Origin of the sequence: Geothrix mesophila (assembly GCF_022808835.1) — a bacterium.
Taxonomy (GTDB): domain Bacteria; phylum Acidobacteriota; class Holophagae; order Holophagales; family Holophagaceae; genus Geothrix; species Geothrix paludis.
This window is the reverse complement of record NZ_JAKZLD010000005.1, coordinates 284,029-309,765: the sequence shown is the minus strand read 5'-3', so window position 1 is coordinate 309,765 and position 25,737 is coordinate 284,029. Positions and strand designations below refer to the sequence as shown.

Annotated in this window: 21 protein-coding genes; 13 read left to right on the top strand and 8 right to left on the bottom strand. The window is 66.3% G+C overall.

Going from position 1 to position 25,737, the window contains the following annotated elements; translation table 11 throughout:
* Nucleotides 1–124 precede the first annotated feature (124 nt).
* From MLG87_RS15865 to MLG87_RS15855, 3 genes are read left to right on the top strand one after another with little or no spacing between them, the layout of a single operon-like run.
* The gene (locus MLG87_RS15865; RefSeq protein WP_243296038.1) at nt 125–772 is read left to right on the top strand and encodes an RNA polymerase sigma factor; all 648 of its coding nucleotides are present in this window, start codon (nt 125–127) and stop codon (nt 770–772) included.
* Nucleotides 769–1,275 carry a hypothetical protein gene (locus MLG87_RS15860; RefSeq protein WP_243296037.1) on the top strand — a complete coding sequence of 169 codons (507 nt, stop codon included), beginning with the start codon at nt 769–771 and terminating at the stop codon, nt 1,273–1,275. Before MLG87_RS15865 ends, MLG87_RS15860 begins: the two co-directional genes overlap by 4 nt.
* Nucleotides 1,276–1,278: 3 nt before the next feature.
* Nucleotides 1,279–1,788, top strand: a complete 510-nt coding sequence (locus MLG87_RS15855; protein WP_243296036.1) for a hypothetical protein — start codon at nt 1,279–1,281, stop codon at nt 1,786–1,788.
* Here MLG87_RS15855 and MLG87_RS15850 read toward each other — a convergent pair whose 3' ends face one another.
* Nucleotides 1,789–3,519, bottom strand: coding sequence for a ribonuclease J (locus tag MLG87_RS15850; protein ID WP_243296035.1), 1,731 nt, complete (start codon nt 3,517–3,519; stop codon nt 1,789–1,791).
* Nucleotides 3,516–4,325, bottom strand: a complete 810-nt coding sequence (gene rsmA / locus MLG87_RS15845; RefSeq protein WP_243296034.1) for a 16S rRNA (adenine(1518)-N(6)/adenine(1519)-N(6))-dimethyltransferase RsmA — start codon at nt 4,323–4,325, stop codon at nt 3,516–3,518. The genes MLG87_RS15850 and rsmA overlap by 4 nt, the downstream gene beginning before the upstream one ends.
* A 185-nt stretch (nt 4,326–4,510) precedes the next feature.
* Here rsmA and MLG87_RS15840 point away from each other — a divergent pair, with 185 nt between their 5' ends.
* From MLG87_RS15840 to MLG87_RS15820, 5 genes are read left to right on the top strand one after another with little or no spacing between them, the layout of a single operon-like run.
* Nucleotides 4,511–5,215, top strand: coding sequence for a prepilin-type N-terminal cleavage/methylation domain-containing protein (locus tag MLG87_RS15840; RefSeq protein ID WP_243296033.1), 705 nt, complete (start codon nt 4,511–4,513; stop codon nt 5,213–5,215).
* Nucleotides 5,216–5,217: 2 nt separating this feature from the next.
* Nucleotides 5,218–5,763 carry a prepilin-type N-terminal cleavage/methylation domain-containing protein gene (locus tag MLG87_RS15835; protein WP_243296032.1) on the top strand — a complete coding sequence of 182 codons (546 nt, stop codon included), beginning with the start codon at nt 5,218–5,220 and terminating at the stop codon, nt 5,761–5,763.
* Nucleotides 5,750–6,928, top strand: a complete 1,179-nt coding sequence (locus MLG87_RS15830; protein WP_243296031.1) for a PilW family protein — start codon at nt 5,750–5,752, stop codon at nt 6,926–6,928. The genes MLG87_RS15835 and MLG87_RS15830 overlap by 14 nt, the downstream gene beginning before the upstream one ends.
* A gap of 11 nt (nt 6,929–6,939) precedes the next feature.
* A complete protein-coding gene (locus MLG87_RS15825) occupies nt 6,940–7,512 on the top strand; it encodes a pilus assembly PilX N-terminal domain-containing protein (RefSeq protein ID WP_279341323.1) in 573 nt (190 codons plus the stop codon).
* 13 nt (nt 7,513–7,525) lie between these two features.
* Entirely contained in the window at nt 7,526–12,124 is a 4,599-nt protein-coding gene (locus MLG87_RS15820) for a pilus assembly protein (RefSeq protein WP_243296029.1), read from the top strand.
* A gap of 44 nt (nt 12,125–12,168) precedes the next feature.
* On the opposite strand, the gene priA is transcribed toward MLG87_RS15820, so the two are convergent.
* Both priA and MLG87_RS15810 read right to left on the bottom strand, forming a co-directional pair.
* Complete coding sequence (priA, locus tag MLG87_RS15815; RefSeq protein WP_243296028.1) at nt 12,169–14,439, bottom strand: replication restart helicase PriA; 2,271 nt, start codon at nt 14,437–14,439, stop codon at nt 12,169–12,171.
* The gene (locus tag MLG87_RS15810; RefSeq protein ID WP_243296027.1) at nt 14,436–15,569 is read right to left on the bottom strand and encodes a hypothetical protein; all 1,134 of its coding nucleotides are present in this window, start codon (nt 15,567–15,569) and stop codon (nt 14,436–14,438) included. The genes priA and MLG87_RS15810 overlap by 4 nt, the downstream gene beginning before the upstream one ends.
* 14 nt (nt 15,570–15,583) lie before the next feature.
* On the opposite strand from MLG87_RS15810, the gene tsaD reads away from it, so the two are divergent.
* Together tsaD and gatC are read left to right on the top strand one after the other, a co-directional pair.
* Nucleotides 15,584–16,627: a tRNA (adenosine(37)-N6)-threonylcarbamoyltransferase complex transferase subunit TsaD gene (gene tsaD, locus MLG87_RS15805; protein ID WP_243296026.1), complete on the top strand. Its 1,044-nt coding sequence runs from the start codon at nt 15,584–15,586 to the stop codon at nt 16,625–16,627.
* Between the two features lies 1 nt (nt 16,628).
* A complete protein-coding gene (gatC, locus tag MLG87_RS15800) occupies nt 16,629–16,913 on the top strand; it encodes an Asp-tRNA(Asn)/Glu-tRNA(Gln) amidotransferase subunit GatC (protein WP_243296025.1) in 285 nt (94 codons plus the stop codon).
* Between the two features lie 53 nt (nt 16,914–16,966).
* Here gatC and MLG87_RS15795 read toward each other — a convergent pair whose 3' ends face one another.
* Together MLG87_RS15795 and MLG87_RS15790 are read right to left on the bottom strand one after the other, a co-directional pair.
* Nucleotides 16,967–19,684 (bottom strand): TonB-dependent receptor, encoded by a 2,718-nt coding sequence (locus MLG87_RS15795; RefSeq protein ID WP_243296024.1) that lies wholly within the window; start codon nt 19,682–19,684, stop codon nt 16,967–16,969.
* 218 nt (nt 19,685–19,902) lie between these two features.
* Nucleotides 19,903–20,490: a hypothetical protein gene (locus tag MLG87_RS15790; protein ID WP_243296023.1), complete on the bottom strand. Its 588-nt coding sequence runs from the start codon at nt 20,488–20,490 to the stop codon at nt 19,903–19,905.
* Between the two features lie 69 nt (nt 20,491–20,559).
* On the opposite strand from MLG87_RS15790, the gene MLG87_RS15785 reads away from it, so the two are divergent.
* Together MLG87_RS15785 and MLG87_RS15780 are read left to right on the top strand one after the other, a co-directional pair.
* Entirely contained in the window at nt 20,560–21,681 is a 1,122-nt protein-coding gene (locus MLG87_RS15785; protein WP_243296022.1) for an anhydro-N-acetylmuramic acid kinase, read from the top strand.
* Nucleotides 21,678–23,630, top strand: coding sequence for a transglutaminase TgpA family protein (locus tag MLG87_RS15780; protein ID WP_243296021.1), 1,953 nt, complete (start codon nt 21,678–21,680; stop codon nt 23,628–23,630). The genes MLG87_RS15785 and MLG87_RS15780 overlap by 4 nt, the downstream gene beginning before the upstream one ends.
* On the opposite strand, the gene MLG87_RS15775 is transcribed toward MLG87_RS15780, so the two are convergent.
* The gene (locus tag MLG87_RS15775) at nt 23,617–24,390 is read right to left on the bottom strand and encodes a slipin family protein (RefSeq protein WP_243296020.1); all 774 of its coding nucleotides are present in this window, start codon (nt 24,388–24,390) and stop codon (nt 23,617–23,619) included. The two genes, MLG87_RS15780 and MLG87_RS15775, sit on opposite strands and share 14 nt — an antisense overlap.
* A 101-nt stretch (nt 24,391–24,491) precedes the next feature.
* Here MLG87_RS15775 and MLG87_RS15770 point away from each other — a divergent pair, with 101 nt between their 5' ends.
* On the top strand, nt 24,492–25,091 hold the full coding sequence (locus MLG87_RS15770) for a hypothetical protein (protein WP_243296019.1): 600 nt from the start codon (nt 24,492–24,494) through the stop codon (nt 25,089–25,091).
* Between the two features lies 1 nt (nt 25,092).
* Here the strand turns inward: MLG87_RS15770 and MLG87_RS15765 are convergent, their stop codons facing one another.
* Complete coding sequence (locus MLG87_RS15765; RefSeq protein ID WP_243296018.1) at nt 25,093–25,716, bottom strand: MBL fold metallo-hydrolase; 624 nt, start codon at nt 25,714–25,716, stop codon at nt 25,093–25,095.
* Nucleotides 25,717–25,737 lie beyond the last annotated feature (21 nt).

Below are 25,737 nucleotides of genomic sequence, written 5' to 3'. Positions count from 1 at the left end.
AAACTCCTGAAAGGGATGGGCTGGAACGATGTTCCGGGGTCATTTCCATTCAACCCCAGAAGGCCTTCCGGGGTCCATCCGATGACGGCGTATTTCTCCTCGAACCCCGGCGCCGGAGACTACGATGATGGCGGTTGCCACCTTGAACGAACCCCTGATGCCCCAGCCGGCCCCCCGGGCCGTCGACCGGATGCCCGATCCGGCCTCGCCCTACCATACGCCGGAGGTGCTGGCCTGGGTGGAAGCCGCCCAGCAGGGCGACCAGGCCGCCTTCGCCAACCTGGTGCGCCTGTTCTCCCGGGATGTCTACGGCAAGGCCTTTTCCATCCTCCGGAACCACCAGGACGCCGACGACGTCGTACAGGAGACCTTCATCCGCGTCTTTCGGGCCCTGCCCGGCTTCCGCTTCGAGTCCTCCTTCCGCACCTGGCTCATCACCATCGCCACCCGCCAGGCCCTGAACTTCCGGGAGCGGATGGCCCGCGAGCACGAGAGCCTCGATGGCCCGGAGGGCACACTGGACCACCCGGCCCTACGCGTCGAGGAAAGCCAGGTGGCCGCCTTCCTGGACCAGGAGGCACGGCGCCTCCTGCACGAGGCCCTGCCCAAGCTGCCCCGCCGCCAGAAGGAAGCCCTCACGCTGAAGTTGCAGCACGACTGGAAATACGAGCAGATCGCCGCGCAGATGGGCACCTCCGTGGGCAGCGTGAAGGCCCACATCTTCCATGCCATCCAGAACCTCACCCGCCATGTCAAAGGAGGCCGAGCATGACCGCCGAGCCCCTGCCCCTCCCCGAAGCCTGTGTCTCGGCCCTGTCCGCCGCCGAGGCCAGCCCTCTGGATCCCGGCACCGCCGCGGAGGCCCACATGAAGACCTGCACTGCCTGCGCCGAGGCCCGGATCCAGTTCCTGGCCCTGGAGGACAGCCCTGAGGTACTGGCGCCCTCCGGCTACTTCGAGCGCCTTCCCGGCCGCATCCTCCGGAAGCTGCCCGCCCGCCCGGCCCTGCACCACCGCCTGGGTCCCCTGGCCTGGGCCGCGGCGGCGGGCCTGCTCATGGCCGTGGGTGCCGGCGCGTTCCTGGCCGGGCGCGCGAACCGGACGCCCTATGTGGAAGCCAACCTGCCCCGGCAGCCCGATATCCTCGAGGTCTCCACCACCGACACGCCCTTCCACAGCGGCGAGGAGGAGGCCGCCCAGGTGCAGGCCCTCAGCCCCGAGGAGATGAAGGCCCTCCTGGAGCGCCTGGATACAACCCCGGCGCCGACGAGGTGATGCATGTCCCGAACGATCCTTTTCCTGACCTTCCTCCTGCTTGCCGGCCTGCCCATGCGGGGCCAGGCGGAGGACGACCGGCCGCTGGTCCGCTTCCGCATGGAGCAGCTGCAGCAGACCGTCGGCCTTCCCGAGGACCAAGCCCGGGCCGTGGTGGAGCGCTGGTCCCGCTATGACCGCGAACAGTTCGACAAAACCCAGCAGATCCAACAGATCCGCCGAAAGTTCAATGACATCCTCTTGGGCCCCGGGAGCGAGGAGGAGAAGAACGCCAAGGTCCGGCCCCTCCTCGACCAGTTCGTGGAGCTGCGCCACCAGCAGGCTGACCTCAAGTTCAAATTCGAGGAGGACATCCGCGCCCGCTTGAGCCCCGCCCAGCAGGTCCGCCTCATCACCCATGTGGAGGAGATGCAGCGGCGCATGCTGGAGGCCCTGAGGCAGGGCGGGGCGGGCGGTCGCCCCGGATTGCTGCGCCCCGGTCTAGGCGGCGGCATGCGGCGGGGAGGCCGCTGATCAGATCCCAGGGGCCTCGAGGACCACGGGAATGACCAGGGGCCGGGTCTGGGTGGTCTTGCGGATGACGCGGCGCAGGGCCAGGCGCAGGGTGTCCCGCAGCGCTTCGCCATCCTTCCGGATCTCCGGCGGCGCCTCCTCGTAGGTCTTGCGGGCCACGCCCGCCAGCAGCTCCGTGTAGGCCTCGTCGTCGGAAAGCATCACGAAGCCGCGGCTGAGGATGGTGGGATCAGCCACAAGGTCGCGGGTCTGCGGGTCCACCAGCAGGGTGGCGAACACCACACCATCCTCCTGGAGGATGAGACGGTCCTTCACCACGCGGGCGTCCACCATGTGGTCCACGCCCTCGCTGACGAAGCACTTGCCCACGGGAACGGCCCCGGGCATGTCCATGCGGTCCTCCCCGAACAGCCGCAGGCAGAGACCGCCATCCAGCAGCGAGATGCGCTCCGGCGCCCAGCCCAGCGAGGCGGCGAGCTTCCCGTGGGCTCGCAGGTTCCGGTAGGTGCCGTGCACGGGCACCATCTGTGCGGGGCGCACGGCGCGGATGAGGTCCGCCAGCTCGTCGCGGCTGCCGTGACCTGAGGCATGCACGGGCCCCAGGCCCTCGAGCGAGGTCTCCGCGCCCAGGCGCTCGGCTTCGTCCAGCATCCGCGAGATGGACACTTCGTTGCCGGGGATGGCCCGGGCGCTCACCACCAGGCGATCGCCGGGCTGGATGGGAAGGCCCTTCACCTCCCGGCGGAGGAGGCGCGCCAGGCCGCTCATGGGCTCGCCCTGGCTGCCGGTGCAAAGAACCAGCAGCTCGCCGGGATCGAACAGGTGGGCGTCCTTGGGATCAATGAGGATGTCGTCCGGCAGGGCCAGGCGCTTCAGGGAGCGGGCCAGGGCGAGGTTGCGGTCGAGGCTGCGCCCCAGCAGCACCACCCGGCGCCGGAACTCGTAGGCCAGGTCGATGAGCGTCTGGAGCCGGTGGATGTTGGAGCTGAAGGTGGTGACGAAGAGCCGCCCCTTCGTCTGCTCGAACGCGGCTTCCAGGCCCCCCCGGCAGGCGGATTCCGACGGCGAGCGGCCTGGACGGCCCACGTTGGTCGAATCCGCCATGAGCAGCCGCACGCCGGCGTCGCCCAGGGCCTTCAGCCGGTCCATGCCCGTGTGTCGGCCGTCGAGCGGGTCCGGATCGATCTTGAAATCGCCGGAGTGCACCAGCACGCCCTGCGGGGTGTGGAGCGCCAGGGCGCAGGCATCGGGGATGCTGTGGGTGACGGGGATCCATTCGGCCTCGATCTCGCCACCATCCTCATCGCGGCCCACCTTCACGCGGCCGAAGTCCGGCACCGGGTGGAGCAGGTCGGTATCGATCCCGTGCTCGCGGAGCTTGCCCTCCACCAGGCCCAGGGTGAAGGCCGTGCCGTAGACGGGCACGGGCCAGCGACGCAGGAAGTAGGGCAGCGCGCCGATGTGGTCCTCGTGACCGTGGGTGAGGAGCACCGCCTGGAGCCGATCGGCGAAGGGCTCCAGGTAGGCGAAGTCCGGCACGATGGAATCGATGCCCGGCTGGTCGTCCGAGGGGAAGAGCTGGCCGCAGTCCACCAGGAAGAGGCTGCGGGCGCTGTGCACCACCAGGGCGTTCATGCCGAACTCGCCGAGCCCGCCGATGGGGATCAGCCGCAGCTCGTCGTCGGCGGGGACCTCGGTCCAGGTCGTGAATTCGGGCGCGACGGGCGTCACGATGGGAACACCTCCGGGTGCGATTGGATGAGTTTGCGTGTGGCCATCAGCCACGCCGCGGGCGCGATGACTTCAGCGCGAAGCGCTGGGGCCAGTCCCACGCTCGAAAGGGTTTCCGCCGGAAGGAGGCCCTGCCAGTTGTTCGCGAGGGTCTTCCGCCGGTGCCCGAAGGAGCGGTGCAACACCGTGAGCAGGGCCCGACGCTCGGTCAGGCTGGGGGCGTCCGTCCTGGGGTCGAACTGCACCACCGCGGAGTCCACCTTGGGTGCCGGGCGGAAGGAGCCGGGTCCCAGCTTCACAAGGCGGGTCAACCGCGCGCAGAGCTGCGCCAGCACTGACAGCGGCCCGTAGGCCTTGGTGCCGGGCTCGCCCATGAGCTTCTGGGCCACCTCCAGCTGGAACATGAGCGCCATGCGGTCCCAGGGGATGCCCTCCGTGAGCAGCCGCGCCAGAATCGGCGTCGCCGCGTTGTAGGGCAGGTTCCCCACCACGGACCAGGGCTCGCCCTCCGGCAAGGGCAGTTGCACGGCATCGCCCTCCAGCAGGTGGAAATGGGGCGAGGCCGAGAAGCGTTCCCGCAGCAGGGCACAGGCCTCCGGGTCCAGGTCCACCGCCCACAGGGGCCGTCCGTCCGCCAGCAGCCGCTCCGTCAGTACCCCGGGACCCGGCCCGATCTCCAGCAGCCTCGGCGCCTTCGAACCCAGCGCGGCCCCCACGACGGTGGCAATGGCCCCCTCGTTCACCAGGAAGTTCTGGCCGAGCCGCTTTTTTGCCCGGAGTCTCGGAAGCTGGGCGGATTCGGACACGATTCAGGTTAGCACGGGGATCTTTCGATCCATGGCAGTTGTGAACGTGGTGTATTCTTTTTATACAAACCATCGATCCAGAGGGGATCCCGAGGGTCCATTCTTAGCATAAGTACTAAATTAAATAGATTTAATAAAACAAGGACCTCCGACCACACTCACCTACTATTCCTCTCGAGGCGCCTATGGACCCCATTTCCAATCACCGATCCCCAAATCGAGGATATTCCCTCATCGAGCTGATTGTGGTGCTCGCCATTATTGGAGTCCTGGCCTTGGCGAGCATTTCCTCGCTTGGACCCAAGTCTCCGAAAGCGACCCGTGCGGTCCTTCTGGATCTGAGAAATGCCCTTCAGAATGCACGGCAATCCGCCATTTCCAGCGGCAAGACCGTGCGGATTCGGCTCGAAAACATCTCTGGGCAATGGCAATTCAGGGCCATGGACACCTCACTTGCAGAAACCAACGCGATCGCGACGTTTTTCTCCGATACCCTGCCCTTGAAGCCCCTGACCTACTGTTCCCTGGCCACGGCCTTTCAGGATCTCCCGACGACTTCCACGGCAGTCACAGCCTTATCGCCCGCGAATTCATATGGCTTCGGGGCCTCCGCCGTTGCTGGGGCCTGGACCCAATGCCTCACGGGCTCCTCGCAGTATGGATTCAGCCCCACCGGTTCCACGGTCCAACTCGCGGGGCCGTCGCCGAATCCGACGGTCAGCGTCGCGAATGGAGGTTTCTGGGTGGGGGTGGTCGGCACCACGCCGAACACCAGCGGTGTCCCTTACGGTGTCGTCCTCGTGACGGAACAGGGGCAGATCGTCACTTACTACAAGGGAGACGCCCAGTTGGATGACACTCCTGAGAACAAATGGAAACGTTTGGAGTAGAAATGAACACTCCCCGAACCTCACGTTCAGCACACTCATCGGCTCACGGGTTCTCGATGATCGAGTTGATGCTGGTGGCCTTCATTCTGGCCGTAGGTCTGCTCGGACTGCTCAGCCTTCAAGTCGTCTCCATCGCCAGTGGAGGGCAATCCCGCCTGAGGGGCACGGCGACCATCCTCGCCCACAACCTGCTCGATCGCGCCGTGGCGGAAGGCTTGGTCTCCGCGGCTGAACGGTACGACAGTGGGAACGGAACCATCACTTCGACGGGTTGGACGTTCATCGACCCTGTTGGTCTCACACCAGCCACCTCCGGGGGCGGCACCAACTTCTATTACGACGTCCAGGGCAATGCCGTGGCAGCCGCGGATCCGAGCCGGGTCTATACGGTCAGCTGGCAGCGCATGCCGGGGATGATCGGAAGCAACGTGCTGGCGATGCAGCCATTTGTCGTGAACGTTCAGTGGAATGAAGCCGTCAAGACTTCAAATGGGACCACGTCCATCCAGACGCATTACTTCTCGGCGAGCCGAAATGTCCGCATCTGAGTCCAGTCCGATTGTCCGTCGTTCCCGCGGCTTCTCTTTAATTGAGATGCTGGTAGCTGTCGCGTTTCTTTCAATCCTCATGGCGGGCATGTTCAAAGTCTTCGCCTCCAGCACCTCTGCATTCATGGCGGGCATGGAAACCATGGGGGTTCAGCGCAACACCCGCTGGGGGTTGAACCTGCTACAGGACGAGATCCTGGAGGCAGGATTCCTTTTCCCTGTGCGTTCCGCTCCGGGCGGGCTCATGGCAGGTGATAGCTTCCAGCCCCCCCTGCTGATGCAGGCCACGGACTATGTTCCGACCGGCGCCAATCTCCCTGTCGATGAGTTGCAGATGGTCATGGACGTTCCTCTGGATGTTCAGGGGCAATCGTCAGACACCATCGCCTTCGGGGCCAGCCAATTCCCCGCCACCATCCCGACAGGAGCAGGGGTGATCCAGGCGGGAGATATGCTCTTCATCCAGGACGCTGGCGCGGAATTCCCGACCATCAGCGCGAAACCTGGAAGCGGGACCAACGTCACCATCCAACTGCAGACCTCGGAAAGCGCCGGGATTGATCCAAACACAGGCACCCCGCTGAACACCGTGAGCCCGACGGGCGGATTCAAGTTCCAGCACGCCAAGGGAATGCCTTTTTCGGTGATCCGGCCGGCCCAGATCATCCGATTTACCGTGGTCCCCCGGGCGTTGGATCCCGCCGATCCAAATACCATGGTCCCCTGTCTCGTCCGCCAGTCGAGGCCACTCGTTCCCGGCGAGATCTGGGCTCCAAACAAGAATGTCCCCGCCGCGGACGAGCAGATTCTCCTGGAGAATGTGACCGGGTTTGCCGTGGATTGGAGCATTGACGGGGGGAAGACCTGGCTGCGCGCCTCAGGTGCCGGGAATGAGTGGAAAGACATCCGGGGAGCCCTCGACGCGGCGATCAAAGGAAGCCCAAGCCAGTTCATCAAGCAATCTGGCGGAGTCGACAACCCGACCTTGCCCATGTGGACCCTCTACACGCCGATTTTGATCCGCATCGACCTGACCACCCGTTCAGTCATGCGGCGGACTGAATTCAGTGCCGACAGCACGGCGGCAAATCCCAAAGTCGACTACCGCACCCGGAGGGAGACCATCCTGCTCTCCCCACGGAATTGCGGGATCGGCTCCAATTAAGGGTTGCGACCATGAGCCATCCAACATCATCCAGCCACCGGGAATCAGGTGGAATCGCCATCCTGATGGCCCTCATCCTGCTGAGCGTCGCGGCCGTGGTCACCGTGAGCCTCAGCCGCTCGGCCATCCGCGAGGCCCTCATCACCAGCAATGAATCCACCGGTCGAAAAGCCTATGAAATGGCAGACTCCGGCATCGACTATCTCATCACTTGGAGCAACACCCCCTACGTGACTGCCCCCTCTCCCACGGCGCAGATGATCGCGACCCAGTACCAGGCGCTCTTGAACGCCATCGACCCGTCCAACAACACCTTCACCGGCATGGATCCCGACGGCACGATCAAGGTCACGATGTTGGCCTCGAACATCGGCGGAGATCTGACGCCAGGCACCGCGGGGTATCTGCAGACAAATAGCGTCGTTCAACCTGCCTTCGACCTGGAACTCCGCTACCTGGGTCATCCTTTTGCCACCCAGAAGTCAAAAGGCCCAGCCGCCTTCATCGCGCGCAGCACGGGCAGGGCCAATATCGCGAACACTGGCCAGTCCTTCATCTCCCGTCGCGAAGCGCTCGTCTACTGAGTCGAGGGAAACCATGTCCAACATACGCACTGCCCTTCTGTCCGGTCTGCTCTTGATCCTGGGCTCGAGCCTCAAGGCCCAGGTGGAACCCCAGCTCCGAACCAGGACCGACACCCTGGATGTTTACAAATCCGACGCCGGACAATCCGCGGTCGTCTGCCTCATGGATTTCAGCACACTCAGCCGGGCCGTGTATGAGCCAGCGATCTACCTCACCAACAACGGCCGCAACCAGTACATCGCCAACGCCGGCGTACCCGGAATCGATTGCAGCACCATTATTCAGGGCAAGGATTATGGCTACATTTTCCTGCTCAAAAAGGGGACGACCGAAGTCCGGCTTTACCGATGGCCACAGAGCCAGGACTTCTATAACGGGAATGGACACGGTCCCGCCGCCCCAGCCCTTGTTGGAACTCCTTATCAATTTTCCGGGAGCAGCAACACGCAGTCCAAGGCGAGTGTTATCGCGGGGTCTTCGGATGCGGACACCATTGCCCACATCACGCATGTCCGGTTCACCATCAAGGGGCGCAGCGTGGATCTTCCATGTCCCTCCCAGATCTGGGACTCCCCTTACTCGGCCGATCCCAGCAACCCTCGCCGCCCCAGCAATTCCGGCATCGCCAATTTCCAGCATGCCCAAGCCGGATCGGGCGGCCCCCATTATGATCCCTGGTCTGAGGCGAACCTGAGCGGTACGAACCCGGCTTCGGGATCGGACCTTCAGAACATTCCCGATGGTTATGTACCAATCGGCAACTTCTATTATCCCTTTGATTACATGGCGTGGATTTTCGGATCCAAAGAGATCGGGAACGGATTCTGCTGGTCTGCCGCCCCAACCTCGGGCAACTATGCCTCGCCCAATGGCTATGCGGTTCCCGCCGCGACGGAACAGACCACGGTCCCCGGGATGAGCGGCAAGGTCACGGCAGAGGGCTGGTTCAACGGACTGCCCGTGATGGCCAGGTACCAGGCACTGAAGATGGCAGCCATCAACGTCTTCTTGGACTACGTGGGGAAGGTGAACATCGTCTATCGCTATGTGGACGGACGTGTCGATAACCCTCTCAACTCCGAGGAAGGCATCGACTGGGGGAACGTGGGCCCGGTAGACAACAACCCGTCCCAGAGCAGTCTGTGGAATGACGTGTCCATCAGGAACCGGAAGTATCTTCGCAAGCTCACCAATGATGCGAGCACCGGTGTGTCCACCAACGCCACAAGCCTTCAGCTCATGGGCCCCTCCGGATGGAGCCAGGTCTACCTCCAGGCCCCGAAAACCTACGACGCGCTGAATGATTTCATCGAAGCCACCGGCAATAACGACCCCTGCAAATTGAGCGGGGGTACCATGGACCCGCGGACCCCGCAGCCATGGGCCTACGCTTTGGCCAACACCTACTATCGGGCGACCGTCGAACCCACTAAGCACAGCATGACGGACATTTTCCCGGCTTCGTCCGCCACCTGCCCGAGCCAGAAATACGTGATCATGTTCCCGACCGGTGGGTTCACGGATTCGACCGGCATCGGCTCACCCACAAGCATCTCCGAAGACGCCGCCATTGCTTATGGCAGCAAGTCGGGGGCCATCCCTTCCGGTGTCGGAGGAGGCGTCCCCCAGATCAACGGCAATTATCCAGGAGCCCCGCTTTGCCAGGGCCCCAGCGCCACCGGATCTCTCACCCCGGGGAGCATTTCCTTCCATCCTGCGGCCCTGGCTTCTGTCGCGGCCTTCGCTGAAGCCACGACCAACACCTCCTCCCATTGGGGCGCACCATGGGAACTCGCTCCGGGCACCACCCGAAGCTCGGCGAACCCAGGCCTTCAGACACTGGTCGTGAGCGTGGGCATTCCCGGGAGCGTCTACTGTGGGTCTTCCCACAACCTTCGCAGCGCCTCGGCTCAGTTCTTCCGCATCGCCCAATGGTCGGATCCAACCCGAAAGGACCTGGGATATGGCAAGTGGTACTCCGACAAGCCAGGCTATGACACCTCCGTCGTGGATCCCACCAACCCCGGCCAGGTCCACTACTACCCTTCAGGGAGTCCAACCCAGCTGGAGGATAATTTCAGGAATGCTGTCGCTTATATCGTGGCCGGTTCCGCCTCCCTGTCAGCTCCCGCAACCCCCTCGACCGGAGCCCGCGTCACCACCCAAGCCTACTTCGGCATTTTCCGGACCAGCCGCACGCCAGTCTGGTCAGGCAACCTCTTTTCTGTCGGTCTCAAGCGGAGCCTCAATGCCGCGGGAACGACGGAAGTCCTGTCCTTCTACGATTCCCAAAGCCGGAACACCATTGCCTCCTATACCCCCACCGATGCCTTGAACCAGCCACTTCTGGACAACTCAGGCCAACCCATCGTGATCACAGGAACCAATGATTTCGATCATCGGCACCTCTGGTCCGCCTTCGACATTTTCGGTGCCTACCTCAGCACGGATTACTCCAATGGCGTGCCGCCCTACACCGACGGTGTCGCGGGAGGCAGTGGGTTGCTCTGGAGCCAGCGGAACGTATACACCCTGAACGGCTCTTCCTTGGAACGGTTCGCCTCTGACAACACCACCCTGGTGAATGCGCTCGTCGCTCAATTCACCGCAGCGGGCTACACACCTACACCCACCACGGCGACCGTCCAGAAATTCATCAATTTCATCCGCGGACAGCACAGGAATCCCACCTACGCCGCCTCCAACAACCGCATCGATATCATGGGAGATATCGTCAATTCCTCGCCTCTGGCCATCGAACTCGGATCGGACAACATCCGGGATCTGCCATCCGCCATTGCATGGCCCAGCACGGGCACAGACCCGCATGTGAGGCTGGTCCTGGTGGGAACGAACATGGGGCAGCTCCACTGCTTCGTGGAGTCCGCTTCCACCGACGCCAGCGGCTACGTAAAGGCGAAGGCCACTGAAGCCTGGTCCTTCATCCCACCCGATGTGCTGAACACCCTCTATCAGGTCTACTTGAACGATGGCATCAACGATGTGCTTCCTCATACCTATACGGTTGACGGGAACCCCGCGCTGTTCTGGGAGGACGTCCCTCCCTCCGGCTCACCCATTGGAAACACGCGCGTAGACGCTTCGGAAGACGCCATCATCGTCTTCGGCATGCGAAAAGGCGCAAGGAGCTATTATGCGCTTTCCCTGAGTGGGACCGGTGGTACCCCGGGGCTTCCCAAGTTCATGTGGAAGCTCGATCCGCAGACCTCAACCATCGATACGGTCAAGAGAATGGGAGCGAGTACCGCGACTCCCGTCTTCACCTACATCAGCACCGACGGAACGCTGGCCACGAAAACGGCTGTGTGCTTCCTCCCCGGTGGCTATGCCAACCCCGAAATCAATGCCCGTTATCGCGTCAGAGCCAACCCGCCCATCACGTCGAGCCAGGGGATGGGACGCTCCATGCTCGCCCTGGATCCTCGGACTGGCACCATCCTCAAGACTTGGGATTGGTCCGGAGACGCCAAAGTCGGCGCCATCCCTTCCGCGGTTTCTCCCCTCGGAATCTTTTTGGGCTACCCGCTGGTCCATCGCATCTATTTCGCCGACATGAAGGGCAATGTGATGGCCTTGGACTCCTCATCGCTCAGCGGTGCGGATCCAGCCAACGGATACCCGGGAGGATTCCGCCTGGACACCAGCATCATGAACAACTGGAGAGCGACACCGCGGTTCATCTACAGCAACTCCGCCTTCCGCTTCAGCACACGGCCAGAGACGAGTCTTCTGGACAGCGGCTATCCGGTCCCCGCCGTGAAATTGGGCAATCCCCCTCCTTCGCAGCCGAATTTCGCTCCGATGACGGCCATGATCGCCATTGGATCCGGCGATTGGAACAACCCGACAGACGCTGATGAATCTGTCTCAGATGGGACCATCACGCTCAAGAGCTACCCCTCCCTTACCAATCGCATGCTTGTTTTCGCGGACCGGCAAGACAGTAATAACCAAGGGACGGATACATCGGGCATTCCCGAGAGCAGCCTTCAGGAGATCAAGGACACGAGTGACGCGAACTTCAATTGGACCACCAGCTATACCAATGACAATGGGAAGGTAACGCCAGGGGACTCCAACTACCTTTTCGCGAATAATACAGGTTATTACTACGATCTTCTGAATGGTTCCCTGCCAGGTCAGGCCTATCTAGACACCACACACGACAAAGTGCTCGTCAGCCCCTTGATCAAGCAGAATTCCATCTTCTTCTCCATTTTCAACATCAATGGGAATTCAGGTTATAAGTGCTCTTCCAATGCCTTCACCAGGACCTACCGTGAATGCGACATACTCCGCCCCCTGGGGATTTCGAGCCAGAGCAGACTCGAGGCCTCGACGCTCGTCGGTGACACAGACACCCTCAACCGGAACTCAGATTCCTGCAGCGGATTGGCCTTCTTCTTCAATTCACTGGCCAGCGAGATGACGGACACGGGAGACCGGGTGATTCAAGGCGGCGCCGTCACGGCTGCCTCGACGACATCCTTCAATCAGCAGACGGGGTCCAACACAGCCTCGCTGCAAAATGTCCGGGACACCTCCAAGCAGGCAGGACTCAAGCTCCGTTCCTGGCGCGTGGTCCGATAAGGATGTCCGTCTGTCCAGCGGGGCCCCTTCGGGGGCCCCTTTTTTTATCCGAACTGGATGGGATCCCGGTCCAGGCTGATGGGCCCTGAGGGGTTCAAGGGATGGCGCGCAAGGACTTCGCCCAGGGCGCCGCGGGTGCCCTTGAGGAGCAGGTGCATGCGCCAGCGGTCGCGCACGCGGGGCACGGGGGCCTCCAGGGGGCCGAGCACCCGCAGGCCGGGAACGCTCAGGTGCTGTCGGAAGGCCTCCAGGGCCTCGCGGGCTTCCTTCGGGGTGTCCGCCTCGGCGCGGTAGAGGGAGAGGGCCGTGAAGGGCGGGTAGCCCAGACCCTCGCGGAAGGGCAGCTCCGAGGCGGCGAAACCCTCGAAGTCCTGGGCCAGGGCGAAGGTGATGGCTGGGTGCTCCGGCGAGTAGGTCTGGAGGATCACGCGGCCTGGCAGCTCGGCCCGGCCCGCACGGCCCGCCACCTGGGTGAGCAGCTGGAAGGTGCGCTCCGAGGCCCGGAAGTCCGCCACCTTCAGGCCCTGGTCCGCATTGAGCACGCCCACCAGGGTGAGCTTGGGGAAGGTGTGGCCCTTGGCCAGCATCTGGGTGCCCACCAGGATGTCCACCTCGCCGGTCTCGGCGGCCAGCAGGCCCGCCTCGAAGGAACCCCGACGGCGCGTGGTGTCCCGGTCCAGGCGCAGGATGCGGGCGGCGGGGAAGAGCTGCTTCAGGTGCTCCTCCACCTGCTCCGTGCCCTCGCCCACGCCCCGCAGGTGATCGGCGCCGCAGTCCGGGCAGGCCTCCGGCGGCACGGTCTCGTGGCCGCAGAGGTGGCAGCGCAGACGGAAGTCGCCGCGGTGGTAGGTAAGGGAGATGGCACAGTGGGGGCAGCCGAGCGTCCGGCCGCAGGCCCGGCACATCCAGAAGTTCTCGTAGCCCCGGCGGTTCAGCAGGAGCAGGGCCTGCTCGCCCCGTGCCAGGACGTCCGTGAGGGCCCGCATCAGCAGCGGCGTCAGGATCACCTTGCGCCGCATCTCCCGGTAGGCGTCCCGCAGGTCCACGACCTCCACAGCCGGGAGGGCGATGCCCGCCGGCCGCTGCTTCAGCTGGAGCAGCCGGTAGCGCCCGCTCTGGGCGGCCTGCCAGCTCTCCAGGCTGGGGGTGGCGCTGCCCAGCACGATGGGGCAGCCCTCGAGCTGGGCGCGCTTGATGGCCAGGTCCCGGGCGTGGATGCGGGGGTGCTCCTCGGACTTGTACGAGCCCTCGTGCTCCTCGTCCACGACGATGAGGCCGATGTTGCGCAGGGGGGCCATCACCGCGTTCCGCACGCCCACGAAGAGGTCCGCCCCGTTGAAGAGCAACCGCACCACGTCGCCGTGCTTCTCGCCGGCGTTGAGGCCCGCGTGGCCCACGGCAATGCGGCCAGGGAAGCGGGCCTCCAGGCGATCCAGCAGCCGGGCCGTGAGGCCGATCTCCGGCACCAGCCAGAGCACCCGCCGCCCGGCGGCCAGCACCCGCTCCGCCAGGGCAAGGTAGACCTCGGTCTTGCCGGAACCTGTGACGCCCTGGAGCAGGTGGACGCCGAAGGTCCCGGGCCCCACGGCCTCCAGGGCCGCCCGCTGCTCGTCATTGAGGATCACCGTGCGGTCGGCGCCGGCCTCCCGGCGCTGGGCCAGGAGGTCCACCCGCTTCATGCGCGCCACGAGGCCTCGCTTCTCCAGGGTGCCCAGCACGGAGGCGCCCACGCCGGCGGCTTCCAGAAGCTCCGGTTCCATGAGGGCGCCGCCGGCCTCCTCCAGGGCCAGCAGGATCTTCGCCTGGGCGGACGTCACTCGGGGCGGGTGGGGTGCGCCGGTGAGGCGCACCTCCGTGAAGCCCGCGCCCCGCAGCACGGGCCGGTGCAGCAGCGTGGGCAGGATGGACGGGTCACGGTGCCAGGCTTCGCCCAAGCCCGCCAGCACGTCCCAGGCGCCTCGATCGCGGTGGAAGGACAGCCGCTGGCCATCCTCGTCCGCCTCCCAGTGGGGCAGCAGGGCCTGGGGCAGGCTCAGGGGCAGCAGGTGGGCCTCCAGGCACCCGTAGTAGCGGGCGGCGAAGGCCTGCAGCTCCCGCAGCATGGGCGGCAGCAGGGGGAAGGGATCGAGCACGGCCTCCAAGGGGCGCAGCTTCGCCTCGGGAGGCGCGGGATCCGGCCCCATGGTCAGGCCCACCGCCAGGCTGTTCCGGACCCGAACCCGCACCCGTACCCCTGCGGGAAGGCCCTCCGGCGCCAGGTAGGTGAGCGGCGGCAGGGGGCGGTTGAGCTGGACGCGAGTAGGGACGAGGCTCATCGGCCCATCACCTCGGCCGCTTCGTTCAGCACCTGGTCAGCGGCCCCGATGTCTCCCTGGGAAACCTGTGCCTCCAGCAAGGGACCAAGGCTCCAGTCCCAGGAGATGGCGTTGTTCCCCAGGTGCATCTGCCCATCCAGGACGGCGTCCCGGAGGCCACTCCAACGGGGTTCCAGGACCTCCCGGATCGTCGTCCAGTCGCTCCGGGATTTCGCGTCCTTCAGATACGCCTCGAAGATGCCCGCGGGCGGCCATGATCCCGGCGCAGTTCCGGGCAAAGCCGGAATGGCCGCGAGCAGAGGCTGGAGAGGCCACCCGCCGCACTTCTGGGAGGCGGCGATCCAGACTTGCCAAGTCGCGAAGCTCTCCGGCGACCGGCGAAGCATCTCCTCCAGGTCCGCCTTGTGGCGCGCCAGCACAGCGATCGTGGTTGGGGAGCACTCCGCCGCGGATCTCCGGATTCGAGGTCCGAGCATGTACCCCAGGGATCCATCGGGAGAGCCGCCGGCCTCCCGGAGGAGGGTGTCCAGCTGCTGGGCCGCCGCGGCCCAGATCTTGAGATCCGCTTCGGCATCGAGCAGCTTCACGGGAACCGGTTCGGAGGGCGCCGATGTGGATCCGGGAAGGTTCAGGGCCTTCTGCGTCCGCCGGGTCGCCACGGCGAGGTATTCCTGGACCAGGGCCGCCCGCGCATCCAGGCGGTCCGGGTTCTGCCGGAGGAAGGCCTCCAGTTCCTGCGTCCGGGAAGAGGTTCCAGCCTGCTCCACAGCCCGGCTCAGAGTCCCCGGCATGGGAGTCTCGGCCGCCTCGGCCTTCACGCGGCCCTTCGCGTCCACCAGGGCCCAGTGGGCTCCCTTCGCCCAGCCGAAGCGCTCCCGGAGGACCGGGGCCAGGGCGTCGGCCTTCTTGCCCCCCGCCACCACCTTCAGCGGCAGGTTGAGCAGGATCATGGGTTCCTCGTCCAGGGCCGACCGCATGGTGACGCCCCAGGCGGCCCCATCGTCCTCCAGCACGACCCAGGTGCCGAACCGGTTTCGCTTCAGTTCCCGGTCGAAGGCGGCGGCGGGAGATGCGGGCGGGCGCTGGGCCAGCAGCAGGGCGGGCAGCAGCAGTATCGTCAGACCGCGCATGGGGTGGGCTCCAGGTGCCAAGTTACACTATCCGGATGCTGGTCCTCGGCCTGGAATCCTCCTGCGACGACTGCTCCGCCGCGGTGGTGGAGGAGACGGCCGCGGGCCCGGTGCTGAAATCGCTGGTGCGGGAGAGCCAGGACGCCATCCATGGGCCCTTCGGCGGCGTGGTGCCCGAACTCGCCGCGCGAGAGCACCTGCTGCAGGTGCGCGCGGTCATGGCCGGGGCCCTGGCGCAGGCGGGAACCGGATTGAAAGATCTGGACCGCATCGCCGTCACCCGAGGGCCCGGCCTCGTCGGCAGCCTGCTGGCCACCTTCAGCGCCAGCAAGGCCCTGGCCTGGCGGGAAGGAATCCCGTGGGTGGGGGTCCACCACCTCCTGGGGCACCTCAACGCAGCCCGCTTTCCTGCGCCCGACCTGCCGTTTCCGGCCCTGGTACTGCTGGTTTCGGGCGGCCACACCCACCTCTACCTGGCGAAGGACTGGACCTCGCTCCAGCTCCTCCAGAAAACGCGGGATGACGCGGCCGGCGAGGCCTTCGACAAGACCGCCCGCATGCTGAACCTGGGCTATCCCGGCGGCCCGGTGGTGGACGCCTGCGCCCGCACCGCGAATAAGGCCGCGGATCCCTTCACGCCGCCGAAGTTCCGCGACGGCAAGGCCTCCTGGAGCTTCTCGGGCCTCAAGACCGCCGTGAAGCTGCGGGTGGAGCGGAACCCGCGTCTGGCCGCCGCAGGCGCTGATGATCCCGAGGTCCAGGGCCTCTGCCACAGCCTTCAGGAGGCCATCAGCACTTGGCTGCTGAAGCCCGTGCCCGGGCTGGCCGAAGAGCATGGCGCCCGGAGCCTCGTGATCAGCGGCGGCGTGGCCTGCAACTCGAGGCTGCGCGCCGATGCGGCGGTCCTGGCCGCCCAGGCCGGCCTGTCCCTGGCCATTCCCGAACCGCGCCTCTGCACGGACAACGGCGCCATGATCGCCGCCGCTGGCGCCCTGCTGGAACCGGATGCCGAGCCCTGGATCCAGAACGCCGACGCCGACCTCAAGCTTGGAGCCTGACATGGACGTCACCCGCGAAGATGTGCTGCGCTGCGCCACCCTGGCCCACCTGAGCCTGCGGGAGGAGGAGATCGAGCCCATGCGGCTGGCCATGGCCCGCATGCTCACCCATGCGGCCAGCCTGGATGACCTTCCGCTGGATGACGTGGAACCGATGTTCCAGGCCCTGGCCCACCCCCTGCCCCGCCGCGAGGATGAAGCGCGGGACACGTTCACGCAGACCCAGGCCCTGACCAACGCGCCCCAGCAGGATCGGGGGCACTTCGTCGTCCCGAAAGTCCTCTGATCGAAAAGGAAGCGGCCCCTGGAGGAGCCGCTTCCCAAGGGCGGAAACAGGGTTCAGAAGCTGTAGCGGACGCCGAAACGGACCGAGCGCGGCGCCTGGAAGGTGGTGGGAGCCTTGAAGTAGGGATTCGTCTGGCCCACATCGAGGCCGCTGAAGTTGTACCGCTGGTCCACCGCCGTGGCGCTCTGGCTGTTGAGCACATTGGTGATGTCGAGCGAGAGCCGGACCTGCTGCTTGGCGACGACCTTGAAGGTGTAGCCCAGGTTCAGGTCCAGGCGGCTGGTGTCCGGGGTGCGCCCTTCGGAGCCCCGGGGCGTGAGGAACAGCTCGTAACGGGTGTAGGGGAAGGGCTGCACCTGGTCCGCGAAGCCGAGGCGATTGACCGGAGTCCCCGTGGCGTAGGTGAACGAGGCGCCGAGAGTCAGTCCGAAGTCCCACTCGTAGTAGCCGTTCGCCTTGACCTGATGAGTGCGGTCGCCGCTGAGCCGCCCCTCGCTGTTGACCATGAAGGCGGGCTCGTCGAAGGCCGAGTTGATGTTCGGGTCCAGCTGCCCGGTCCCGTCCGGTCCACCAACGCCCTGGTAGGCCCCTTCGTAGTTGCCGTCCAGCTTGCTCCAGAGGTACGAGGCCTGCCACGTGTAGTGGTCCGCGAACTTCCGCTGCACGCTGACTTCCACGCCCTTGTAGTCACGGGTGGCCCGGGGGTACTGCCTGCCGGTCTGGCTGGTTCCGGGGTTCATGATGAAGTAGTCGCCCAGGGGGCTGTTCACATCGAGGGAATCCTCAATGGCCCGGCCCACGTAGCGGCGGATGTACTTGGCTCCGAGGATGTAGTTGGTTGCCACGGTCGTTTCGGCCCCCAGGATGAGTTCATCCGAGTACTGGCCTTTGAGATCGGGATCCACGGGCTCGATGTACGACCCGACGATGGAGCTGGTGCCCGCGGCGGGATCGGGCACCAGGCTGGTGGGGCTGAAGTTGAAGATGGTGGGATTGCTCTCGTCGCTGAAGGAGCGGATGACGAGATCGAGGGGCACCTGCTCATAGAAGCGCGACAGGCTCATGTACACCTTGTCCTGCCCCTTCCCGGCCCAGTCCCAGATGACGCCCAGGCGGGGGGCCCACTGGTCCTTGAGGTCGATCTTGGTGGCCCCGTGCTGGTCCTTGATCTTGGTGGTGTCGAGGCGGACGCCCAGGTTGAAGGTGAGGGCCGGTGTGGCGGACCACTTGTCCTGAACGAAGTAGCCCGCGCTCTCGTGCTTCGGGGATGCGTTGAAGATGATGCTGGGCGCGTTGTTCACGTCCGCGCCGGCGACGGTCCAGTAGTAGTGGGAATAGGTGCCGTTGCCGTAGTCCGTGACCTGCTGGCCGCCTGAATACCCGCGGTGGATGGTGGCCTTGTCAGTCTGGAGGTCGAACCCGCCCTTGAGCTCGTGAGGCCCGAGGTACCAGGTGAGCGAACCCGAGAAGTTGGTGCGCGTGAAGTCCTTGTCGTCGTAGCGGCCGAACCCGCCGCTGTTCCGCTGGGTGGTGTTGTCCACGGTCTGGATGAGCGAGGCCCCGGCGCCCGTGGGGAGGACGGAGTTCTTCTCCTCGTGCTGGCTGGCCTGGAGCTGCACGAACCAGGACTGCCCGGTCAGCTCATAGCGCAGGCTGAGGTCCGTGCCGCCGATCTTCCGCTCGCCATCCCAGGTGGTTGAGGGGCCCTGGGGATCCTTCACGGCCCCCGTGACCTTCTCAGGGTCGCCGAGGACCGAGGCGATGAGGGTCTGGTTCTCGGCGAGGCGCCAGGTGAGCTTCAGGGCGTACAGGTCGCGGGTGGAGTCCGTGGGGGCCTTCAGGCCCAGGTCGGGGCCCGGCACCCGCACCTGGGATTCCTGCGAGTTGGTGCGCCGGTCATAGGCGGCGAAGAACCAGAGCTTGTCCTTGATGATCGGGCCGCCAACATCGAAGCCGTACTCCGAGGTGCGGTTCTCCAGGAGGAGGGGCTTCAGGCGGAGGTTGGCGTCGTCTGTGTGCCGGTTCCCGCTCTTGAAGGCCCGACCCTCGGAATAGGCGAACACGTCCCCCGAAAATTCGTTGCCGCCCGACTTGGTGATGACGTTGATGATGCCGCCGGTGGCCTTGCCGTATTCCGCCTCGTACCCGCCGGTCTTGACCTGGAATTCCTGCACGAACTCCTGGGGAATCTTCTTGCCCTGGGTTCCGAACTCCACGTTGGTGGTGTTGATGCCGTCCACCACGAAGTTGTTCTCGGCCCCGGAAGAACCGTAGACCTTGAAGCCCACATTGTCCTGAGACACGCCGGGCGCGAGCAGCGCGACATTGGCGAAATCGCGGGTGGTGGGCAGCTTCAGGATGGCCTCGCTGGTGTAGTTGCTCCCGGCGGTGGTGGCCTTCAGGTCCACGGTCGCATTGGCGTCCGTCACTTCCACGGTGGCCGTCGCGATGGATTTCAGCGCCAGGTCCACGGTGGCGGTGCGGTCCAAACCGATCTGGATCTGCGCCTTCGCGGCGTTCAGCCCTTCCTTGGTGGCGGTGATGGTGCAGAACCCCGGGGGCAGAAGGCCGATGCGATAGGTTCCGGATTCATCCGTGGTGGTGGAGCGGCCACCCTGGATCCCCGCCCCGCTGATGGACACCGTGGCGCCGACGACCGGTCTTCCCTTTGGATCCATCACGCGCCCCTGAAGAGATCCCGTGGTCTGGGCCGAGAGGATGGCTCCAGAGGCTAGAAGCAGGGTCAGATAGCGCATGCGACGGCTGGCCATGGCCGCTCCAAAAGGAATGGCCACCATCGGATGGCCAGGTTCAGAAAAGAAGTGGCTTCATCATGGACATTTGAATGTCTGCATCAAGGAAAATTTCCAGAACACCCATTGACGATACAAAGATCATCATTTATGCCGGTACAGTCATCTGATTGAATCAAGACAAGATCAGCCAACCCGGCTATCCAGGCTTCCATGCCCCGATTTTCGGTTCTGTATTACCAATCGCCGCCCGAGTCGCCGCCGGAATCCCCACCGCCCCAGTCGCCTCCGCCACCGGAGTCGCCCCAGTCACCCCCGCTGGACTCGCCCCAGTCGCTGGAGCCGCCGCCGGAAGCGCCGCCACCCCAGCCGTCGTCACCGCTCTGCCCATCGTGATGGTGGTGGTTTCCGCCGCCCATCATGCTCCCGATCATCATGCCGGTGAGCAGGCCGCCCATGCCGCCGCCCGGCTGGCCGTAGCCGCCCTGCTGCATGGGGGCCGCTCCCTGCAGCGGCGCGTCCAGGCCCAGGCGTCGCCGCGCGGAGGGCGGCAGCTCCTCGTCCTTGAGGGTCTGCACGCCAGCCAGGGCGCCGCAATAGCCGCAGGTCCACTTCACGGCGCGGAGACCATCCCATTCCTGGACCATCTTGTCGCCTGTGGCGCCGCAGGCGGGGCACTTGGGATAAGGGCACGGAAAGGTGTGGGGTTCCAGCGGCGCGGTCGGGAGGGCCCGACGGGAGGCGCCAAGCTGCTCGGGGCGGTCCTTCTTCCCGCGGAGGATGAAGAAGAGCACGATGCCGATGATGAGGATGATCCAGAACATGGGAACCCCCGGGGAACCTCAAGGGTACCTCGAAACCCCAAGGCGGTACTTGCTGGCATGATCAGCATCATGCGCTCCCGCATCCCGCTCCCGGAGGACCGCCCCTGGCGTGTGCTGGGCCTCATGTCCGGCACCAGCGCCGACGGCGTGGATGTGGCGGCGGTGGAGGTGGACCCCGGGGGCTTCGAAGCCGGGCGGCCCTTCCGCGCCCTGCTGGGCCACCAGGCGGCACCCTATCCCGAGGGCCTGAAAACCACGGTCCTCGCGGCGGCCTCGAACCGGCTGGCTCCCGCCGAACTCTGCATCCTCCAGCGCCGCCTGGGGGACCACCACGCCCGCGCGGCGGCGGAGCTCTGCGCCAGATTGAACCTAATCCCCGATCTGGCTTCACTCCACGGCCAGACCGTCCAGCACCGGCCCGCGGAGGGCGCCACGCTCCAGCTGGCAGACCCCTACGTGCTGGTCGAAGCCCTGGGTTGCCCCGTGGTGTGGGACCTCCGCCGCCGCGACATGGCCCTGGGCGGCCAGGGCGCTCCGCTGGTGCCCCTGCCCGAGCGCTGGCTGCGAGGCCCGGAGCCATGGCTGGCCCTGAACCTGGGCGGCATCGCGAACCTGGCCTACTGGGACGGCCATCAGCTTCAGGCCTGGGACACGGGTCCAGGCATGTCCCTCCTGGACCTCGCGGCCCGGCGCTGGCTGGGCCTGGCCTTCGATCCCGGAGGCGTCTCGGCCACCGGAGAGGTGCATCCCGACCTGCTGGAACGATGGCTGTCGCATCCGCACTTCCAGGCGATGCCTCCCAAGTCCACCGGTCGGGAGGTCTTCGGCGAAGCCTGGCTTGAAGCGGAGGCCGGGGCGCTGGAGGGACTTTCCCTCGAGGATCGCCTGGCCACCCTCGCGGCGTTCAGCGCCGAGGCCGTGGTCCGGGAAGCGGCGCGTCTCAAGCCCCTGGCGGCGAATGCCCGCGGCCTGGTGAGCGGCGGCGGAGCCCTGCACGGCCGCCTGCGCGCGGAGCTGGCGTCCCGCCTGCCGCTGCCCCTCAACGACGACGCGGCCTTCCCCACCGGCGCCCGGGAGGCCGTGAGCTGGGCCCTGCTCGGCGCCGCCAGCGCCCTGGGCCTGCCCGGGAACCTGCCGGAGGTGACCGGCGCCGCGCGGTCCGTGGTGCTCGGCAGCTGGGTCTGGCCGTGAGGCTCGCTCGCTGGGTCGACCACCTGCCCCTCTGGGTGGCCTTCGGCGCGGCCGTGTCCACGGACATCTACGAGCCCGGCGAGCTGGCGGTCATGGCCCTGCCCCTGGCGGCGGCGGCCTTGGTGGAGGCCCTGCGCTGGGACCTGGGCCGGCACCACCGCTGGCTGGAGGCAGGCGCCCTGGTCTTCTTCCTGGTCGATCTCGCCCGGGGCCGAGGCATCTTCCCGGTGGCCATCCACACCCTGTTCCTGCTGGCGGGCATGAGGCTGGCCCTGCCCAGGGCTTTGCCGCAGCGCCGCCAGCTGGTGCTCATGGGCTTCCTGCTCTTCCTCACCACGGCCGTGAGCACCACGGATCTGGTGTTCCTGGTCTGGGCCCTGCTCTGGCTGGGATCGGCCGCGGCGGCCCTGCTCCAGCAGAGCTGGGAAGGCTCGGCCAGCCTGCGCCGCGGTGTGCTCTCCCCGCCGCCCTACGCCCGCATCCCCGGCTGGATCGGCGCCACCCTGCTGATCGGCGCCACCTTCTTCCTCATCCTGCCCCGCCTCCAGGCCGGGTTCCGCCCGGCGGCGTTCATGGGAACCGCGGCGGCCGCGGGCCGGGCGGGCTTCGGTGACCAGGTGGACCTGGCCGCCGGCGGCCCCATCGAACCCAACCCCGAGGTGGTCCTCCGCATCGCGCCGCCGTCCGGCACGGATCCGGCGACCGTGCCTGGATTGGACCTGTTGCGCGGCCTGGCCCTGGAGACGGTCCAGGGCCCGCGCTGGAGCGTCTGGGACCTGACGCCCGCCAGCGGGAGAAGCCGACTGGGTGGAGCCGAGACCAGACAGGCGGAGTTCCTGTTCTATCCCAGTGCCCAGGGCATCCTCACCCTGCCCTACGGAACCACGGGGCTGGCCCCCGACCTGCCCCTGCGCCGGGGCGGAGGGGGCAGCATCCGCTGGCGGTTCCCCCGGACCAGCCCCATGCCCCTGGAGGTGACCTGGAGCCCGGGGAACGCCGGTCAGGCTGAGGCCGCGCTGTCCTCCCGGCGGCTCGAGCACCTGCTTGAGCTGGGACCCGAACATGAGGCCGCCCGGCGCTGGAGCCTGCGCCTGGCGCCGGGCATCCTGCCCACGCCGGAGCTGGCCAGGACCTTGGAGCGCTCCCTTCGCGGATTCCGCTACACCCTGGACAACCCCTCCGGCCGGGCCGCAAATCCTCTGGAGGATTTCCTGGACCGAACGCAGGCCGGCCACTGCGAGTACTTCGCCTCGGCCATGGCCCTGATGCTGCGAGCGCGGGGCGTGCCTGCCCGAGTCGTGAACGGCTTCCGCCTGGGCCCCTGGATTCCCGAGGGCGGCTACTTCCGCGTGAGCCAGGACCAGGCCCACAGCTGGGTGGAGTACTGGGATCAGGGCCGCTGGCATGTGGCGGATCCCACACCGGCCGCCGCGGGCCTGGATCCCCTGGAAGGCCCACACAGCCTGGGCTTCCTCTCGCGCTGGCTCGACACGCTGCGCTACCAGTGGGACCGCCATGTGGTGCGCTTCTCGGACCAGGACCAGGTGGCAGGCCTCTCCTGGATCCAGGCGCGGATCCAGGGCTGGGAGTGGCACTGGAAGGCCCCGCCGACCGGCCTGTCCTGGGGCCTCGCCCTGGCGGCCGCCGCCTGGATCGCCTGGCGGACGCGGCGACTCTGGCGACCCGCGCCAGCGGGCCCGGGGGCCGTCCGGGCCCTGCGTCCCCTGCTGGCCCGGACCCGGCGCGTGGCCGCCCCCTTGGCCGGAGAAACAGCCAGGGCGTGGCTGCTGCGGCTCGCCACCCTGCGGCCCGAGCGCTCCGGGGCCCTGCTGGAGCTCGCGGGCCGGGTGGACGCCGAGGCCTACGGCGGCCGGAACAGCGCGGCCTCCGCCCTGGCGAAGGCGGAGGCCGCGGCCTGGCGGGGCTGGAAGGTTCCTATTTCCCGGTGAACTTCTCGAAGGCCTTCATGAGCTCCATGGGCAGCGGGAAGACGATGGTGCTGTTCTTCTCCACGGCGATCTCGGTGAGGGTCTGCAGGTAGCGCATCTGGATGGCGGTGGGGTTCTCGCTGATCTTGTTGGCGGCCTCCAGGAGCTGCTGGCTGGCCATGAGCTCGCCTTCGGCAGCGATGATCTTGGCCCGCTTCTCGCGCTCCGCCTCGGCCTGCTTGCCCATGGCCCGCTGGATCTGCTCGGGCAGGTCCACGCTCTTCAGCTCGACGCTGCTCACCTCGATGCCCCAGGGCTCCGTGGACTGGTCGATGATCTCGCGGAGGCGCTGGCTCAGCTTCTCGCGGTCCGCCAGCAGCTCGTCCAGCGTGACTTCGCCGAGGATGGAGCGCAGCGTCGTCTGGGCGATCTGGCTGGTGGCGTAGTAGTAGTTCTCCACCCCCACGATGGCCTGCTTGGGATCCAGCACCTTGAAGTAGACGACGGCGCTCACCTTCAGGCTGACGTTGTCGCGGGTGATGATGTCCTGGCTGGGGACGTCCATCACGACGGTGCGCAGGCTCACGGTCACGGCCGTCTGGAAGGGCCGCCACACGAAGCAGAGGCCGGGACCCTTGGGGCGGTCCTCCACCTTTCCGAGGGTGAAGACGACCAGCCGCTCGTACTCGTTCACCACCTTGAGGCAGGCGAAGAGGTAGATCAGCAGGACGAGCGCGATCGGGCCGAAGCAGCCGAACGACGTGGCGAGGAGTTCAGGCATCGAGGACCTCCAGGGGGGATGCCCATCATGCCACCAGAGAAAGCCAGGAAAGACAACCCGCTTCTCGGCTATCCTTTGGGCGGTTTCTTCCAGGAGGGGATATGAACGCGAAGATCCTGGCACTCCTGTTCGCGGCCGGAGCCGGTTTGATGGCGCAGTCCACCACCCTGAACGGGGGGCTTCAGGCAGGCCTCGCCTTCCCCGTCGGCGACTTCGCCGATAAGAAGGAGGGGGGCTATTACCTCGGCGCCAACCAGGGCCTCGGGGCCCATGTCGGCGGGCACATCGACTTCAACTTCACCCGGCACCACCAGATGCGCCTGGTCCTCAACGCGAACGGGTTCGCGAGCAAGGAGCAGACGATCTTCGGAAGCACGCAGCAGAACCGGTTCGGCGTGGCCCAGTTCGGGGCGGACTACGTCTTCAACGCCATCTCGCCGTCCCTGGGAGGCTACTTCCTGGTGGGCCTGAACGTGAACAAGGTGAAGGCCACCTACGAGCTCGCGGGCTTCCCGGATGTGGAGGCCGACCAGTCCGGCCGCATCGGCGTCCGCATCGGAGGGGGCTACACCTTCTCCCGCGTCTTCAGCCTCGAGGGCCACCTCAACAGCGTGTCGGTGGAGAAGAACGGGGCCGACGGCCTGGGCATGGACTCGATCAGCTGGCTCGCCGTGAGCGCTGTCTTCCGGTTCGGCCGATAGCCTATTTCCGAACGAAGGGATTGCTCGCCGCCTCCTCGCCGAGGGTGGTGGCGGGCCCATGTCCCGGGATCACCAGGGTGGCGCCATCCAGGACGTAGAGTTCGCGTCGGATGCTCTGCTCCAGCGCGTCCCAGCTCCCGCCCCAGAGGTCCGTGCGACCCACTCCGCCGCGGAAGAGGGTGTCGCCGGCCAGCAGCACCTGACCCATCTCGAAGGTGCCGTGGAAGCAGCAGGAACCCGGCGTGTGGCCCGGTGTGTGCAGGGTGGCGAGGTCCATGTGCCGGTCCCCGGCGTTCAGGCCCGTCATCTCGGGCTGAGGGATGGCCGGCATCCCGAACATCGCGGTCTGCTGGGCCAGGGCCTCGATGAGGAAGGTGTCGTCCCCGTGCAGGTAGGCGGGGCACTGCCAGAGGTCCTGCAGTTCCTTCGTGGCACCCACGTGGTCGAAGTGGGCGTGGGTGTGCAGGAGGGCCGTCACCCGGAAGCCCAGGGCCTCCACACGCTTCCGGATCTTTGCGCCATCCCCGCCCGGGTCCACCACCACACCCCGGCTCGTGTCGGGGTCCCACAGCAGGGAGCAGTTGCAGCCCAGCGGGCCCACGGGGAAGGTCTCGAGGTTCAGCATCCCCCTATTGTCCCAGATCCG

Bases quoted from the DNA above. Each gene is read 5' to 3' on its own strand.
- MLG87_RS15835 (WP_243296032.1), top strand. From the start codon at position 5,218: ATGAACACTCCCCGAACCTCACGTTCAGCACACTCATCGGCTCACGGG.
- MLG87_RS15795 (WP_243296024.1), bottom strand. From the start codon at position 19,684: ATGGCCAGCCGTCGCATGCGCTATCTGACCCTGCTTCTAGCCTCTGGA.
- MLG87_RS15865 (WP_243296038.1), top strand. From the start codon at position 125: ATGATGGCGGTTGCCACCTTGAACGAACCCCTGATGCCCCAGCCGGCC.
- MLG87_RS15810 (WP_243296027.1), bottom strand. From the start codon at position 15,569: ATGCGCGGTCTGACGATACTGCTGCTGCCCGCCCTGCTGCTGGCCCAG.
- gatC (WP_243296025.1), top strand. From the start codon at position 16,629: ATGGACGTCACCCGCGAAGATGTGCTGCGCTGCGCCACCCTGGCCCAC.
- priA (WP_243296028.1), bottom strand. From the start codon at position 14,439: ATGAGCCTCGTCCCTACTCGCGTCCAGCTCAACCGCCCCCTGCCGCCG.
- MLG87_RS15855 (WP_243296036.1), top strand. From the start codon at position 1,279: ATGTCCCGAACGATCCTTTTCCTGACCTTCCTCCTGCTTGCCGGCCTG.
- MLG87_RS15765 (WP_243296018.1), bottom strand. From the start codon at position 25,716: ATGCTGAACCTCGAGACCTTCCCCGTGGGCCCGCTGGGCTGCAACTGC.
- MLG87_RS15820 (WP_243296029.1), top strand. From the start codon at position 7,526: ATGTCCAACATACGCACTGCCCTTCTGTCCGGTCTGCTCTTGATCCTG.
- MLG87_RS15790 (WP_243296023.1), bottom strand. From the start codon at position 20,490: ATGTTCTGGATCATCCTCATCATCGGCATCGTGCTCTTCTTCATCCTC.
- MLG87_RS15860 (WP_243296037.1), top strand. From the start codon at position 769: ATGACCGCCGAGCCCCTGCCCCTCCCCGAAGCCTGTGTCTCGGCCCTG.
- MLG87_RS15825 (WP_279341323.1), top strand. From the start codon at position 6,940: ATGAGCCATCCAACATCATCCAGCCACCGGGAATCAGGTGGAATCGCC.
- MLG87_RS15840 (WP_243296033.1), top strand. From the start codon at position 4,511: ATGGACCCCATTTCCAATCACCGATCCCCAAATCGAGGATATTCCCTC.
- MLG87_RS15770 (WP_243296019.1), top strand. From the start codon at position 24,492: ATGAACGCGAAGATCCTGGCACTCCTGTTCGCGGCCGGAGCCGGTTTG.
- MLG87_RS15775 (WP_243296020.1), bottom strand. From the start codon at position 24,390: ATGCCTGAACTCCTCGCCACGTCGTTCGGCTGCTTCGGCCCGATCGCG.
- MLG87_RS15830 (WP_243296031.1), top strand. From the start codon at position 5,750: ATGTCCGCATCTGAGTCCAGTCCGATTGTCCGTCGTTCCCGCGGCTTC.
- MLG87_RS15785 (WP_243296022.1), top strand. From the start codon at position 20,560: ATGCGCTCCCGCATCCCGCTCCCGGAGGACCGCCCCTGGCGTGTGCTG.